The sequence below is a fragment of the Phytohabitans sp. LJ34 genome (assembly GCF_052068095.1).
GTDB lineage: Bacteria > Actinomycetota > Actinomycetes > Mycobacteriales > Micromonosporaceae > Phytohabitans.
Genome location: NZ_JBQHDG010000014.1, coordinates 122,987 through 136,063 on the forward strand (window position 1 = coordinate 122,987; position 13,077 = coordinate 136,063).

At 71.1% G+C, this 13,077-nt stretch carries 15 protein-coding genes; 9 read left to right on the forward strand and 6 right to left on the reverse strand.

Features of this window, described 5'->3' with window-relative positions; genetic code table 11:
- Nucleotides 1-9: 9 nt before the first annotated feature.
- Nucleotides 10-510 (forward strand): DUF6023 family protein, encoded by a 501-nt coding sequence (locus ACTMTJ_RS24670; RefSeq protein ID WP_441220082.1) that lies wholly within the window; start codon nt 10-12, stop codon nt 508-510.
- A gap of 11 nt (nt 511-521) precedes the next feature.
- Here ACTMTJ_RS24670 and ACTMTJ_RS24675 read toward each other — a convergent pair whose 3' ends face one another.
- A complete protein-coding gene (locus ACTMTJ_RS24675; RefSeq protein WP_441220083.1) occupies nt 522-1,283 on the reverse strand; it encodes a hypothetical protein in 762 nt (253 codons plus the stop codon).
- Nucleotides 1,284-1,586: 303 nt separating this feature from the next.
- Here ACTMTJ_RS24675 and ACTMTJ_RS24680 point away from each other — a divergent pair, with 303 nt between their 5' ends.
- From ACTMTJ_RS24680 to ACTMTJ_RS24695, 4 genes are read left to right on the forward strand one after another with little or no spacing between them, the layout of a single operon-like run.
- Nucleotides 1,587-2,072 (forward strand): CarD family transcriptional regulator, encoded by a 486-nt coding sequence (locus tag ACTMTJ_RS24680; RefSeq protein ID WP_091551228.1) that lies wholly within the window; start codon nt 1,587-1,589, stop codon nt 2,070-2,072.
- Nucleotides 2,073-2,116: 44 nt separating this feature from the next.
- Nucleotides 2,117-2,812, forward strand: a complete 696-nt coding sequence (gene ispD, locus ACTMTJ_RS24685; RefSeq protein ID WP_441220084.1) for a 2-C-methyl-D-erythritol 4-phosphate cytidylyltransferase — start codon at nt 2,117-2,119, stop codon at nt 2,810-2,812.
- On the forward strand, nt 2,809-3,282 hold the full coding sequence (gene ispF, locus ACTMTJ_RS24690) for a 2-C-methyl-D-erythritol 2,4-cyclodiphosphate synthase (protein WP_441220085.1): 474 nt from the start codon (nt 2,809-2,811) through the stop codon (nt 3,280-3,282). Before ispD ends, ispF begins: the two co-directional genes overlap by 4 nt.
- 15 nt (nt 3,283-3,297) lie before the next feature.
- Nucleotides 3,298-4,317, forward strand: a complete 1,020-nt coding sequence (locus tag ACTMTJ_RS24695) for a tetratricopeptide repeat protein (RefSeq protein ID WP_441220086.1) — start codon at nt 3,298-3,300, stop codon at nt 4,315-4,317.
- A 226-nt stretch (nt 4,318-4,543) separates the two neighbouring features.
- Here ACTMTJ_RS24695 and ACTMTJ_RS24700 read toward each other — a convergent pair whose 3' ends face one another.
- A complete protein-coding gene (locus tag ACTMTJ_RS24700; protein WP_441220087.1) occupies nt 4,544-5,713 on the reverse strand; it encodes a homogentisate 1,2-dioxygenase in 1,170 nt (389 codons plus the stop codon).
- Between the two features lie 96 nt (nt 5,714-5,809).
- Here ACTMTJ_RS24700 and ACTMTJ_RS24705 point away from each other — a divergent pair, with 96 nt between their 5' ends.
- The 3 genes from ACTMTJ_RS24705 (at nt 5,810) to ACTMTJ_RS24715 (ending at nt 8,494) form a co-directional block, all read left to right on the forward strand.
- Entirely contained in the window at nt 5,810-6,667 is an 858-nt protein-coding gene (locus ACTMTJ_RS24705; protein WP_441220088.1) for a hypothetical protein, read from the forward strand.
- Between the two features lie 74 nt (nt 6,668-6,741).
- The gene (locus ACTMTJ_RS24710; protein WP_441220089.1) at nt 6,742-7,218 is read left to right on the forward strand and encodes an SRPBCC family protein; all 477 of its coding nucleotides are present in this window, start codon (nt 6,742-6,744) and stop codon (nt 7,216-7,218) included.
- A 19-nt stretch (nt 7,219-7,237) separates the two neighbouring features.
- Nucleotides 7,238-8,494, forward strand: a complete 1,257-nt coding sequence (locus tag ACTMTJ_RS24715; RefSeq protein ID WP_441220090.1) for an outer membrane protein assembly factor BamB family protein — start codon at nt 7,238-7,240, stop codon at nt 8,492-8,494.
- Nucleotides 8,495-8,605: 111 nt separating this feature from the next.
- Here ACTMTJ_RS24715 and ACTMTJ_RS24720 read toward each other — a convergent pair whose 3' ends face one another.
- Nucleotides 8,606-8,815 (reverse strand): DUF397 domain-containing protein, encoded by a 210-nt coding sequence (locus ACTMTJ_RS24720; RefSeq protein ID WP_441220091.1) that lies wholly within the window; start codon nt 8,813-8,815, stop codon nt 8,606-8,608.
- A gap of 25 nt (nt 8,816-8,840) precedes the next feature.
- Nucleotides 8,841-9,683 carry a helix-turn-helix domain-containing protein gene (locus tag ACTMTJ_RS24725; protein ID WP_441220092.1) on the reverse strand — a complete coding sequence of 281 codons (843 nt, stop codon included), beginning with the start codon at nt 9,681-9,683 and terminating at the stop codon, nt 8,841-8,843.
- Nucleotides 9,684-9,883: 200 nt separating this feature from the next.
- Between ACTMTJ_RS24725 and ACTMTJ_RS24730 the strand changes: the two genes are divergently transcribed.
- Nucleotides 9,884-10,486, forward strand: a complete 603-nt coding sequence (locus tag ACTMTJ_RS24730; RefSeq protein WP_441220093.1) for a GNAT family N-acetyltransferase — start codon at nt 9,884-9,886, stop codon at nt 10,484-10,486.
- A 539-nt stretch (nt 10,487-11,025) separates the two neighbouring features.
- On the opposite strand, the gene hisC is transcribed toward ACTMTJ_RS24730, so the two are convergent.
- On the reverse strand, nt 11,026-12,102 hold the full coding sequence (gene hisC / locus ACTMTJ_RS24735) for a histidinol-phosphate transaminase (protein ID WP_441220094.1): 1,077 nt from the start codon (nt 12,100-12,102) through the stop codon (nt 11,026-11,028).
- Complete coding sequence (locus tag ACTMTJ_RS24740) at nt 12,099-13,028, reverse strand: RDD family protein (protein ID WP_441220095.1); 930 nt, start codon at nt 13,026-13,028, stop codon at nt 12,099-12,101. Before ACTMTJ_RS24740 ends, hisC begins: the two co-directional genes overlap by 4 nt.
- Between the last annotated feature and the right edge of the window lie 49 nt (nt 13,029-13,077).

Genomic DNA, 13,077 nt, shown 5'->3' on the forward strand with positions numbered 1-13,077 from the left:
GGAGGTGCAGTGAGCGAGCGGACGGACGGGCGCCTGAGCTTGGCTGTGCTGGGCGCTGGCGCCGCCCTGGTGCTCGCCGCCGGGGTGGCCTGGTGGGTGGCGGCCGCTCCGGAGATCGGGGCTGAGCCGCCCCAGGCGATCCCGCCGGTCGTGGTGCCCGAGGAGATCGCGCCCGAGCAGGTGGAAAACGATCTGGAGAGCTTCCTGCCCGAGTTCGACAACACGGTGCGCCGCGAGGTCGGCCGCATCGAGCCCGAGACGGCGCAGTCGATGCAGGTCCCGTCGGAAAAGGACGGCGAGTACCGGCTCCAGTTCGTCTGCCTCGGGCCGGGTGAGCTCTCGGTGCTGATCCGGGGCACGGTCGAGGGTGACGTCCACCAACGGGTCGACTGCGAGGGCAATCTCAGCGCGTTCGCCTTCGTGTCGGCGGGCGACCATGTGGTGATCTCGGTGCGCCGGCCCGGTCCGGAGCCGGCCGACGTCGGCTTCCAGGTCATCGACGTCGACTAGGCCCTGGTGGCTCAGCCGAGCTTGGCGAGGTCTCCGCGAAACTGGTCGATGGTCGACGCCGCCGGCACCGTGGAGACGATCTCGCCGGTGCGGGCGACCAGCAGCACGGTGGCCACCTGGCCGGTGCCCTGCGTGCCGAGCTGGAGGCTCCCGCGAAGCTCGCCGGTCGGATCGGCGAGCGTGCGGATGCTCGTGGCACCCGTCCCCGGCGCGCGGGGCGTGCTGGCGCGCGGCGGCGGCGCGGACGTCTTCGCGACGGTGACCACGGTGACTCCCGGCTTCGCCGCCGCGGCGGTGTCGGCGATCAGCCGCGCGCAGTCGCAACCGTCAGTGAGCATCACGGCGGCCGGCAGAAGGCCGCGCAGCGAGACCGGGGATCCGTCGACGTCGATGAGGTCGAGCGCCGGCATCGTGCGGGTCGGCGCTGGGGCGCTGCCGGACTGGCGGATGGCGGGCGGCGGCACCTGCTGCCGGCCCGGCCAGGTGACCGCGAAGAGGCTGGTAAGGGTCGCGAGCACCGCGACCGCCATGATCAGCAAAGGGATGCGCAGAGAGGACCGGCTGGGCCCGCCGCGGACCGGCCAGCCGAGCCGCCGTCGCCAGGTGTCTCGGCGGGCCTGGCGGCGCAGGTCTTTGCGCACCGCCGCGGACTCTTCGGCCAGCGCGCTCAGGTCGTCGGGAATGACCACGGTGCCCCACTCCGGGGGCAGGTCGGGCACGCCTTCGGGGCGTCCGCCGCCATCGGACGGGGTGCCACCATTGCCGTCGCCCACGATTCCCATATCCCCCCAGCGGCACGCCGCGAAGTCGATCGGGGTCAACCTCTAGGGTCTCGCACCGAGGGGTGGGACCGCTAGGGGGCACCGGTCCTTACCGTGCGTCCGGAAGCGCCGGCCGGCGTCGCGCATTGCTGATTTGAGAGTTACTCTGCGTGGCGGATGGTCGATGGAATCCTCTTGTCAAGCTGGAGAAAGGCCTCTCACAGGGCCCCTGAGCTGCGCTAACGGTCAGGACCGGGACGGGACATCGGTGCCTGAGCGTGTTACCCTAGACACAGCGAAAGGGGTTTCGAACCTATGGTTTTCAGTGTCGGCGAGACCGTTGTTTACCCCCACCACGGGGCCGCACTCATCGAGGCAATCGAGACTCGGGTCGTCAAGGGCGAGGAAAAGCAGTATCTCGTCCTCAGGGTCGCTCAGGGTGACCTGACGGTGCGGGTGCCCGCCGAGAATGCCGAGATCGTTGGCGTGCGCGAGGTGGTTGGCGAGGAAGGCCTCGGGAAGGTCTTCGACGTCCTCCGCGCTCCACACACCGAGGAGCCGACCAACTGGTCGCGGCGTTACAAGGCGAATCTGGAGAAGCTGGCCTCTGGCAACCCGCTCAAGGTGGCCGAGGTTGTCCGTGACCTGTGGCGGCGGGAGCGGGAGCGGGGCCTGTCGGCTGGCGAGAAGCGCATGCTGGCCAAGGCTCGCGACATTCTCGTCGGCGAGGTCGCCCTTGCGGAAAAGAGCACCAAGGACGAGGCGGAGATCCTCCTCGACAAGGTGCTCACCGAGGCCTGATCCTCCGGCTGACCCGTTACAACCTTCTCCACGGGGACCGCGACGTGACCGCGCAGCTCAATCCGCGCGGTGACGTCGCGGTCCTCGTTCCTGCTGCCGGCGCCGGCGTGCGGTTGGGCGCCGGTGGGCCCAAGGCTCTCCGCCAGCTCGGCGGCGAGCCGATGCTCGTGCACGCCATCCGTCGAGTGGCCGCCGCACCGTCCGTGCGCGCGATCGTGGTGGCCGCGCCACCGCCCGACGTCGAGGCGGTGCGCGCCCTGCTCGCACCGGTGGCTCCTGTGATCGTCGTGGCGGGTGGGGCGGAGCGGCAGGAGTCGGTGGCCGCCGCCCTCGCCGCGGTGCCCGAAGGGCCCGACATCATCCTCGTGCACGACGCCGCCCGGGCGCTCGCGCCGCCGTCGCTCGTCGAGTCGGTGGCGGCCGCCGTGCGGGCCGGCAACCCCGCCGTCATTCCGGTGCTGCCGGTGGTCGACACGGTCAAGGAGGTCGGCGCCGACGGTGTGGTCCTCGGCACGGTCGACCGGTCCGCGCTGCGCGCCGTGCAGACCCCGCAGGGCTTCCGCCGGTCGGTGCTCGCCGCCGCGCACGCCAGCGCCGCCGCGTCCCTCACCGACGACGCCGGCCTGGTGGAAAAGCAGGGGGTGCCGGTGACCTGCGTCCCCGGCCACGAGCACGCCCTGAAGATCACCAGACCGTTCGACCTGGCCGTCGCCGAGCTGCTCCTGGAGCTCCTAGAGTGATCATTCCTCGGGTGGGCATCGGCACCGACGTACACGCGTTCGCCGCCGGGCGGCCGTGCTGGGTGGCCGGCCTGGAGTGGCCCGGCGTCGACGGCCTGGCCGGGCACTCGGACGGCGATGTGGCCGCGCACGCCGCCTGTGACGCGCTTCTCTCCGCCGCCGGTCTCGGCGACCTCGGCGGCAACTACGGCACCGACCGCCCTGAGTGGGCCGGCGCCTCCGGTGTCGCGCTGCTCACCGAGACCGCCAGACGGGTACGCGCCGCCGGCTTCGAGATCGGCAACGTCTCGATCCAGGTCGTCGGAGTGCGGCCGAAGATCGGTCCGCGCCGGGCCGAGGCCGAGGCGGCGCTCTCGGCGGCCGTGGCGGCCACCGTGACGGTCTCCGGCACCACCACCGACGGGCTCGGCCTCACCGGTCGGGGTGAAGGCTTGGCCGGTCTCGCGGTGGCCGTGGTCTACCCACGCTGACGTAGGCTCGGCCTCGTGCCCAGCGATGCGCCGTCGGACCGGGACGCCACCCCGGACAGCTACGTGCAGCGTGCCGCGCTCCTGGCCGATCTGGGCCGCTACGACGAGGCCGCCGGCGAGCTGGCCGACGCGCTCGCGCTAGATCCGCACCACGCCGCGGCGTACGCGACGCTGGCCAACGTCCACCTCGCCGCCGACCAGCCCGCCGAGGCACTCCAGGCCGCCGACGCGGCGCTGGCCGGCGCTCCCGGTGACCTGCCGGCGCTGGTGAGCCGGGCGATGGCGCTGACCGACCTGCGCCGGTTCGCGGAGGCCGCCGCCGTCGCCGAAGAGATCCTGCGGCTCGGTCCGGCCGACGCGTACGCGCAGCGCAGCGCAGCCGCGGTCCTCGCCGACTCGCGTAACGGCCAGATCGCCATCGACGCGGCCTGGCGGGCGGCGCAGCTCGCACCCCGCGACCCGCTCGCCCACCTCGTGCTCGCGCTCGTGGCCGGCCGCCTGGGGCGCTTCGAGCTGGCCGAGCGGGCCTACCACGAGGCGTTGCAGCTCGATCCCACGCTCACCGAGGCGGCCGGCGAGCCGGGCATCGTGCGGCTCGACCGCCGGCGCTACGCCCGCGCGCTGGAGAAGGTCTCCGAGACCGCGGTGTTCCAGCCGATGCCGACCTTCCAGCCGGCGCCCGAGCCAGCCGTCAAGCGTCCCGTGGAGCGGATCCGGCCGCTGGTGGTCTTCGGTGCCGCACACAGCCTGGTGACGGCGATCCTGGTGGCGTTCGTGGCGGCGGCCGGCGGTGCCGGCTCCCGGCTGCTGGCGGGCGTGCTCGGCGGCATCGGCCTACTCGCGCTCGGTGTGCTCGTCGGCCGGCTTCCGCGCGGCGACAGGTTCGGCGGCCGCGCCGGCCGGCTGGCGACGCTCGCCGTGGCGGCCGGCCCGTGCCTGATCCTGCTCTACGCGTTCATCGGCACACCCTGGCCGCTCGTGCTCGCGATCCTCTCCGCGGTCGCCGGACTCACCCTCCTGACCCGCATGGGCTGAAGACCCACAAGACAGATTCGAGCTACCGCGACGTCCGCCGTGGTCCAGACCGTCGCTCCCGCGGCCTCACCCGTCCGCCGCTGGTCCCGCAGTCCGGTCTTGCACCGCGGGCGTGGCAGCGGAGGCCGGGGATCTCGGCTCGCCCCGCGAGCCGCCGGCCTGCGCGGTCTCCGGCGGGAGCGGCGGTCCGCAGCTGACGCGGCCCGGGCCATCTGCTTGGGGTGTCCTACCCCGTGGTGCGGCCGGCCCAGGTCCAGGCGTAACCGGTGTCCTCGCAGGACAGTGCCGGCGCGCAGAGGTCGAGTGGCCGGAACGTGTCGACCATGACCGCCAGCTCGTCGAAGTAGTCGACCCCGATCGCCCGGTCGGGCGCGCCCGGCTGCGGCCCATGCGTGAAGCCGGCCGGGTGCAGCGAGATCGAGCCCTGTTCGATGCCGGAGCCGCGCCGCGCCTCGTAGTTGCCGCCGGTGTAGAAGAGCATCTCGTCCGAGTCGACGTTGTGGTGGTTGTACGGCACGGGGATCGCGAGCGGGTGGTAGTCGACCTTGCGGGGCACGAACGAGCAGATCACGAAGTTTGGCCCCTGGAACGTCTGGTGCACCGGTGGCGGCTGGTGCACCCGCCCGGTGATCGGCTCGAAGTCGTGGATCGAGAACGCCCACGGGTACAGGTGGCCGTCCCAGCCGACGACGTCGAACGGGTGGTGTGCGTACACGTAGCGGGTCCAGCCGCGCCGGTGCTGGACGTACACCTCCACGTCGGTGCCTTCGACCAGCAGCGGTGTGTCGGGGCCGCGCACGTCCCGCTCGCAGTACGGCGAGTGCTCCAGGAACTGGCCGCGCACCGAGAGGTAGCGCTTCGGCGGTCCGATGTGTCCGGTGGCCTCGATGGAGAGCAGGCGAACGAGGTCGCTGGTGGGCACGATGCGGTGGATCACCGAGGTCGGGATCAGCACGTAGTCGCCGCTGGCCACGTCGAGCGACCCGAACGTCGACTCGATCCGGGCGGTGCCCGACTCCACGTACACGCACTCGTCGCCGATCGCGTTGCGGTAGAGCGGGGAGGGGCGGTCGGCCACGACGTACGAGATGCGCACGTCGTCGTTGGCCAGCAGCGGCTGCCGCCCGAGCACCGGGTCGGCGCCGCCCGAGTCGAGCTTGTGGGTGCGCAGGTGGCGGGGCTTGAGGGGCCGGTTGGCCGTACGGGTCCAGGCCGGCGGGTCGTGCTCCTCCGCCGCCACGATCGCCGTGGGCAGATGGCGGTGGTAGAGGAGGGACGAGTCGGAGGAAAAGCCCTCCTGACCCATCAGCTCCTCGGCGTACAGGCTGCCGTCGGGCTGCCGGAACTGCGTGTGTCGCTTGCGCGGGATGTCCCCCACACTCCGGTAGTAGGGCATGTCCTACCCTCCGTTATGTCCTGTTCACCGGCCGATAGCGTCCGATTATCGGACGGTGTTGTCCGCTCCTTGTAGCGTCCATTAGGTTCTCTGTTCGTGTCAACCGGACTGATTCCGGCGCTCTTCACTCGCCTCGTGGATGACGCCGCCGTGTTCCCACCGGGGAGCGCGCCGCTGCCTGAGGCGATCATCGGGCATCGTGAGCACCGCGCGGCGTGGTACGCCGAACTCGTCGGCGGTCTCCTGCTGCCCTCGTCGTCGCTGGCCGACGCGGCCCGCCTCCTGGAGCCCGGCGAGCGGGTCGAGGTCGGCCTCATCGGCGATGCCGGCGTCGACGCCCTGCCCGCCGCCATCGAGGCCGCCGACGCGCGGCTGGCCATCGGGCAGGTCGAGGTCGCGGTCGCCAAGCGTGGCGAGGATCCGGAGCCCGGCCTGCGCCGGCTGCTCGCGGTGCTCGCCGATCGGCCGTCCCTGACCGGGTACGCGGAGATCCCGCTCACCTGGGGCCTGCTGGCCGCCCTGGACACGGCCGCCCAGGCGCGGGCGAGCGGCGTGGCGGTGGCCGCCAAATTTCGCACCGGTGGGCTGGCCGCGGAGCTCTTCCCCACTCCGGTCGAGCTGGCCGCCGTGGTCTGCGCCTGCCGCGACCGGGAGCTGCCGTTCAAGCTCACGGCCGGGCTGCACCACGCGATCCGGCACACCGACCCGGAGACCGGGTTCGTGCACCACGGGTTTCTCAACGTGCTGGTCGCCACCGCCGCGGCCGTCGACGGCGCCGAGGTGGCCGACGTGGCCGAGCTGCTCGCCGCGACCGATCCGGTGCCGTTGATCGAGCCAGCCCGCTCGCTGCGCGACCGGCCGCGTCCACTCTGGATCGGCTTCGGCTCGTGCAGCGTCGTGGAGCCGCTCACCGACCTGATCCGCCTCGGCCTGGTCAACGGTGGCTACCAATAGACATCGACGTTGTCGGGTAATTGGCTGGGATACAGGGGGTGACGGGCGTACCGTAAACCGTCGGGGGAGGCGCTATGTCCACGGTGGCGGTTACGCGGTTGATCGATGCTCCGGCGACGCGCGTGTGGCGGGTTTTCACCGACCTGCCGGCGCGGGCCGCCTGGCTCTCCACTGTGGACGCGATCGAGGTGATGACACCCGGGCCCTTCGCGCCCGGCACCGTGTGGCGGGAGACCCGCACCATGCCGGGTGACGTGCAGGTGACCGAGGAGTTCACGGTGCTGCGGTGCGACCCGCCGACCCGCTTCGTGGTCGCCTCGCCCGGGATCGGCGCCGACTACCGGATGACGTACACGCTTACACCCGTCGAGGTCGGCCGCCACCGCGGCGGCACCGCGGTGACGGTGGTGCAGGAGGGCGCGCCCTCCGCGCCGGGCGGCCGCCTGCTCGTCCTGGTCTTCGGTGGCCTCGCCGCGCGCACCGTCGAGGGCGCGCTGCGGCAGGATCTCACCGACCTGGCCACCGCCGCCGTTCGGCCCGCGGCTGCCTAGGTTAGGTAACCTGCCCGGCGTGGGCATCCGACCATCGACCTGGATCCGCGTGGGCGCGGTCGCCGTCGCGGCCACCGGTGTCATTGCCGTCGGCGGCGTGGTCGCCTACCGCGTGCTGGCACCCGCGGAGACCGTCACGGTCGCCACGACCGCCTATCCCGCGGCGCCGGCCGCGCAGCCCGGCGTGATCGGCTCGCTGCCCGCCGCACCCCTCATCGTCGACGGCCGGCTGCGCATCTACGCCGCCACCCGACAGGTGCGCGCCGACGGGCCCGTCGACGCGCGCACGCAGCGCACCCCGTACTGGTCCTACCGCCGGTGGCCACAGGAGCTTCTGGGGGTCGTAGCGGCCGGCACGACGGTTGTCGGGCGCTGGTCCGACGGCGATGTCGTCGCACTCGACGCCCGCACCGGAAAGGTCACCTGGCGGACCGCCGGCAAGCCGCCGGAAAAGTCCGGATACAAGGGCGGGAGCACCGGGGCCGAGACCGTCTACGAGCCCGAAGGGCTGTACACCGCCGGCGGCCGCGTGCTCGTGCGCGACGCCGCCGAGCTGCGCGCCCTCGACATCGCGACCGGTCGGGAGCTGTGGCGCACGCCGATGGCCGACTGCCGCGAGGGCGGGTTCACGACGGCAGGTGGGCGGTTCGTCACCACCGACACGTGTGGGACAGCTCCGGCGGTCGAGTTCTACGACGTGGCGACCGGCCGCATGCAGGGTCGGTGGGAGCCGCCGTCGGCCGGTGCCGCGCTGGAGGTGGAGCCGCTCGGCTGCGCGCCGGCCCAGTCCGCCTGCACCGCCCTGCGCACGCTCGACGCCGCCGGATCGCGCGGCTGGCTCCTGGGCGAGCCGGACGCGGCCGGCAAGACACCGGTCACGGCCGCCCCCGCCCTCGACCCACCGGGTGCCATGCTGGCCGGCGAGGTCGGCGTGACGTACGTCGGCGGCGACATGGTGGCACGCGCTCTTCGCGGCGGTGCGGAAGTGTGGCGGTGGCGTGGAGACGGCTCCGCAGAACTGCTCGGCGCGCAGTCCGGATCCGTGCATGTGCTAACTGAAAATTGCGACCTCGTCACTCTCGATCCGGCGACCGGAAGAGAGAAGTCACGCTTCCTGCTCGCGTACGGACGGGAAGGCGTCGACTGGCAACCGGGGTTGGTTCGAGCCGGTGACGGCTTCGTCGCGGTAGAGCGGCTGGTCAAGGCTGACAACGCTGATGCCGATGAGGCGGATGAGTATTTTGGTGCGTTGCCGGTAATCCTCGCCCGCACCTAGAAAGCCTTTACCGACAGCAAGCAAACGGGGGCACCCGGTAAGGTGCCCCCGAAAAGCAAACTACGGCCCCCTAGGGAATCGGAGAGGCCGCGCGGTTGTGCAGTTCAGTCGTCAGCTGTGAAGATCAAACTCCCCGTTCTTGGTGCCAGCGACGAAGCTGTCCCACTCGGCCGGCGTGAAGAGCAGCACCGGTCCGCTCCGGTCTTTCGTGTCGCGCACCGCGACCCCGCGGTCGAGGATCGCGACCTCAACGCAGTTGCCGTTCCCGCTACTGCGCGTGCTCTTGAACCACGCGGCACGGGTCAGGTCCAGGGCGGCCATTCCGCACCCCTTGTCCCTAGATTGATTACGGACGGTTGCGAGAAGCCTTGCGAATCCAGGCAGTCGATTCGTCGGGACCGAGCGCCATTTTGCGCAGCCTCTCGTGCACGAGTGTATACCCGCGCACGTGATCCTGCTCTTCCAAGGCTTGTCCGTTTGTCAAATTCTCGAGATAGACGACCGGCTCGTCGGCTGCGTCGGGAAAGCTTATGATCACGTAGGGTGTTGTCATTGCCGGATGGCCACCAACGGAAAAAGGCAGTACCTGAATAGTTACGTTAGGTAGCTCCGATAGGTCTGCCAGATGGTCGAGTTGCCGGCTCATGACCTCGGGGCCGCCCACTGAGCGCAAGAGAACCGCTTCGTTGAGTACTGCTGACAACTCGACGGGATTTTCCCGGTGCAGTACCTCTTGCCGGCGGATGCGGGCCGCGACCTTGCGGTCGAGGTCCTCCTCGCCGGCGGTGAGCCGGTAAACGGCACGCGCGTAATCCTCGGTCTGCATGAGGCCTGGCACCGTTTCGGCCTCATAAGTCCAAACTGCGGCGGCTTCCGCCTCAAGGCCGACATAAAACTCGAACCAGACGGGAAGTACATCGCTGTAGTTTTGCCACCACCCACGCTGCTGGGCGCCGCGGGCGATGTCGATCAGCGCCTCGGCGTCTGTGCCGGTCACCTGATACAAAGCCAGAGCCGCGCGCACATCGCGGGGCTTTATCCCGATCTGTGCGTTTTCAATCCGGGAGAGGTTGCTTTTGGACATATCGAGCTGGCGCGCCGCCTGCTCGAGGTTCATGCCGGCCCGCTCGCGCAGGTGACGGAGTTCGCGGGCGATGCGACGGCGGCGAACTGTAGGGCTTCCAGACACGACCGCGAGTTTCGCACCTCTATCCACGGCGCGCCACCAAGGTCGTCCGCGAATCAAAACGGGAGTTGCGTTGCATGTGTGTTAGGTGCATTCTGGTGTGGCTACCGGGTGAATTGGCATATGTCAACTGCCTTACGCCCGGTGCACGAGTCGCTGCGTTCTGTTCTCAATAATTAAGCCCAAATCGGGGGAGAACGCCGTTGAGGCACCTGTCGATCGTGCGAGCCGACCACGGCGACGTCGACGCCATCATCGACTTGATCACCGATTCGTTCCAGCACCTGGCCGTCTCGGTCTGGCTCGTGCCCCGGCGGCCGGAGCGGTGGGCGGTGCTGCACGGCCAGGTCCGCATCCACATCGAGCACGCGATGCGCTACGGCTACGTGCACGTGACGGCCGACCGGCTCGGTGTCGCGGTGTGGCTGCCGCACGACCGGCGCCTCCCCGCACCGGCCGACTACGAGGAGCGGCTCCTGAAGGCGTGCGGCCAGTGGACCGACAGGTTTCGCACCCTCGACCAGCTCTTCGCCGCACATCACCCCCGCCGGCCGCACCACCACCTGACCTACCTGGCGGTGCACCCCGACCGCCGGGGCGAGGGCATAGGCTCGATGCTCCTGCGCCACCACCACGCCCGCCTGGACGCGGCCGGCATCGGCGCCTACCTGGAGGCGAGCAGCTCGCCCAGCCGCGACCTGTACGCCCGGCACGGCTACCGCACGGGCGAGATGTTCGCCGTGCCGGACGGCGCCCCGGTCTGGCCGATGTGGCGCGAGCCCTACCTCCCCGTCGACCGGAGCTAGCGGAGCAAAATCGAGATTTGAGCTACCGCGACGTCTGCGGTGGTCTAGACCCAATTCCCCACCGTCCGTGACGCGGCGTCAGCAGGCTCGGGTAAGAACTTCGAGATGCTAGGAGAGTTGGGGTTGATATGGCGCCCTAACTCTCCTGGATCTCGAATCTTGGGCAGCGTGCACGATGGCGGCGGTTACTCAGGGCGACGAAGGCCCTGTTCCAATCTCTCGCCGGCTGTTCGGCGGCAGGCATCGTAGGCAAACACCCCTGCACCGCGGGCCGCGCATCCGCCGAGGTAAGAGGGGCGACTGCGACCAAACGCGAGGGTGAGCCAGACCATGGTCGACTTGCGGCGAGTGGCATTGGGTCCGCGCGGCCTCGCACGCTCCAGGGGGAGCTCGCCGGGCCCGCAAGGGGCCGGCCAGGTCGGTGGGGTGGGCGTGACCAGCGGCGGATGGGTGAGGCCGCGGGAGCAGCGGTCCGGACCACGACGGACATCGCGGTAGCTCAATCTCTGTGGCCGAAGTTACCCGGCGCCGGACGCTCTCTAGAGGGCTGCCTCCGCCGCGGCTAGGAAGGCGTCGTTTTCGGCCGGGGTGCCGACGGTGACCCGCACGCCGTCGCCGGGGAACGGGCGCACGATCACGCCGCGCGACTCGCAGGCCGCCCCGAACGCGGCGGACCGGTCGCCGAGCGGGAGCCAGATGAAGTTGGCTTGGCTGTCGGGCACGTCGACGCCGAGCTTGCGCACCGCCTCGCCGAGCCGGTCGCGTTCGGCGATCACGAGCGTGCAGCGGCGCTGTACCTCCTCGTGCTGCTCCAGCGCCGCGAGCGCCGCGGCCTGGGCGACCGCGCTGGTGGAGAAGGGGGTCACCACCTTGCGTACGGCGGCGGCCACCTCGGGCTGCGCGACCAGGAAGCCCACCCGCAGGCCGGCGAGGCCCCACGCCTTGGACAGGGTGCGGAGCACCGCCACGTTGGGCCGGTCACCGTAGACCCGCAGGCCGTCCGGCACGTCCGGGTCGGTGACGAACTCGCGGTAGGCCTCGTCGAGCACCACCAGCACGTCGTCCGGCACCGCGTCGAGGAAGCGGTCGAGGTCGGCGCGGCGGACGGAGGTGCCGGTGGGGTTGTTGGGGTTGCAGACCAGGATCATCCGGGTGCGGTCGGTCACCGCGGCCGCCATCGCCGCCAGGTCGTGGCCGTGGCCGGCGGTGTTGGGGACGCGCACGCTCGCCGCACCGGTCGTGGCGGCGATGATCGGGTACGCCTCGAACGAGCGCCACGAGTAGAGGATCTCGTCACCGGGGAGGCAGGTGGCGCGGGCCAGGTGCTCGCAGAGGGCGACCGAGCCGCAGCCGGTGGCGATGCGCTCCGGTGCCACGTCGTAGCGCTCGGCGAGCGCCGCCCGCAGCGCCACCACGCCCATGTCCGGGTAGCGGTGCACGCCACCGGCCGCCTCCGTGATCGCCTCGACCACGCCGGGCAGCGGGCCGTACGGCACCTCGTTGCTGGCCAGCTTGATCGCCTCGGGCAGGCCCAGCTCGCGGGCGAGGTCGGCCGGGCTGCGGCCGGGCACGTAGCTGGGCAACGCCTCGAGGTCGGCGCGGGTCAACTTGGTCATTGGGTACCTCCAGGTGCGTCCGCGGTCGCGGTCTGTGGCACCTCGACGACGACGGTCTGCGCGGACTTGTCGTGCAGCGCCTGGTGCAGCGGCCGGTCAAAGAACGGGAAGATGCAGTCGACGATCTGAAGGACGAAGCCGATGCAGAAGCACGACCACAGGAACGTGGGCAAACCCATGAGGTTCCACCGGCGCAGCGAACGGCCGAAGCCCATCCGCTCGGTGCTCTCCACCCGCATCACCTTGATCCGCATGATGCGCTTGCCGAGCGTCTGACCGGTATTGGCCGTGCCGGGCACCTCGTACGCGAACCAGAGCGCGACGCCGATGATGAAGATGGCGACCTGGAGGGCGTCTGCCTGCCCGCCCGGCTGGGGCAGGTTTTGCAGGAGCGGCTCGCGGGCCTCGACCCGGCGGTTCCACTCGCGGAACACCGGCTCGTACTCCTGGATCCAGCGGTAGATGAACCACCCGTTGACCAGCACGTTGAGCAGCAGCACCATGCCGATGTCGATCAGCCGGGCGACCACCCGCGGGCCGAGCGAGGCGATCCGCAGGCCGTGCGGGCGGGGCGGTGGGGCGGGCGGCCGATACGCGTGCGGTGGGTAGGGGTAGCCAGGTGGCGGCCGCATGCCGGGCGGTGGCGGCGTCATCGGCGGCCACGGCTGAGGGCCGGGGGCGCCCGGCGGAAACGCCCCATTGTGCGGGGGAGCGGGAGCCGCGGGCGGCCCGGCCGGGGCCGGTGGCGGTGCCGGTGTCGTCGGCGCCGCGGGCGGGGGTGGGGGCGGCGGCGGGGCCACCGGGGGCGGGCCCGGCGGCGGCGTAGCGTCCGCGGGCAGCGAATCGCCTATCCAGCCTTCGCCATCCCAGTAACGCTGGGTGTTCGGTTCAGCCGGGTCTTTGTACCAGCCAGGTGCGACGCTCACTCTGCCTCCGGGTTCGCCCGCTCACGCGGCGCTGAAGGCGACGTCTTCC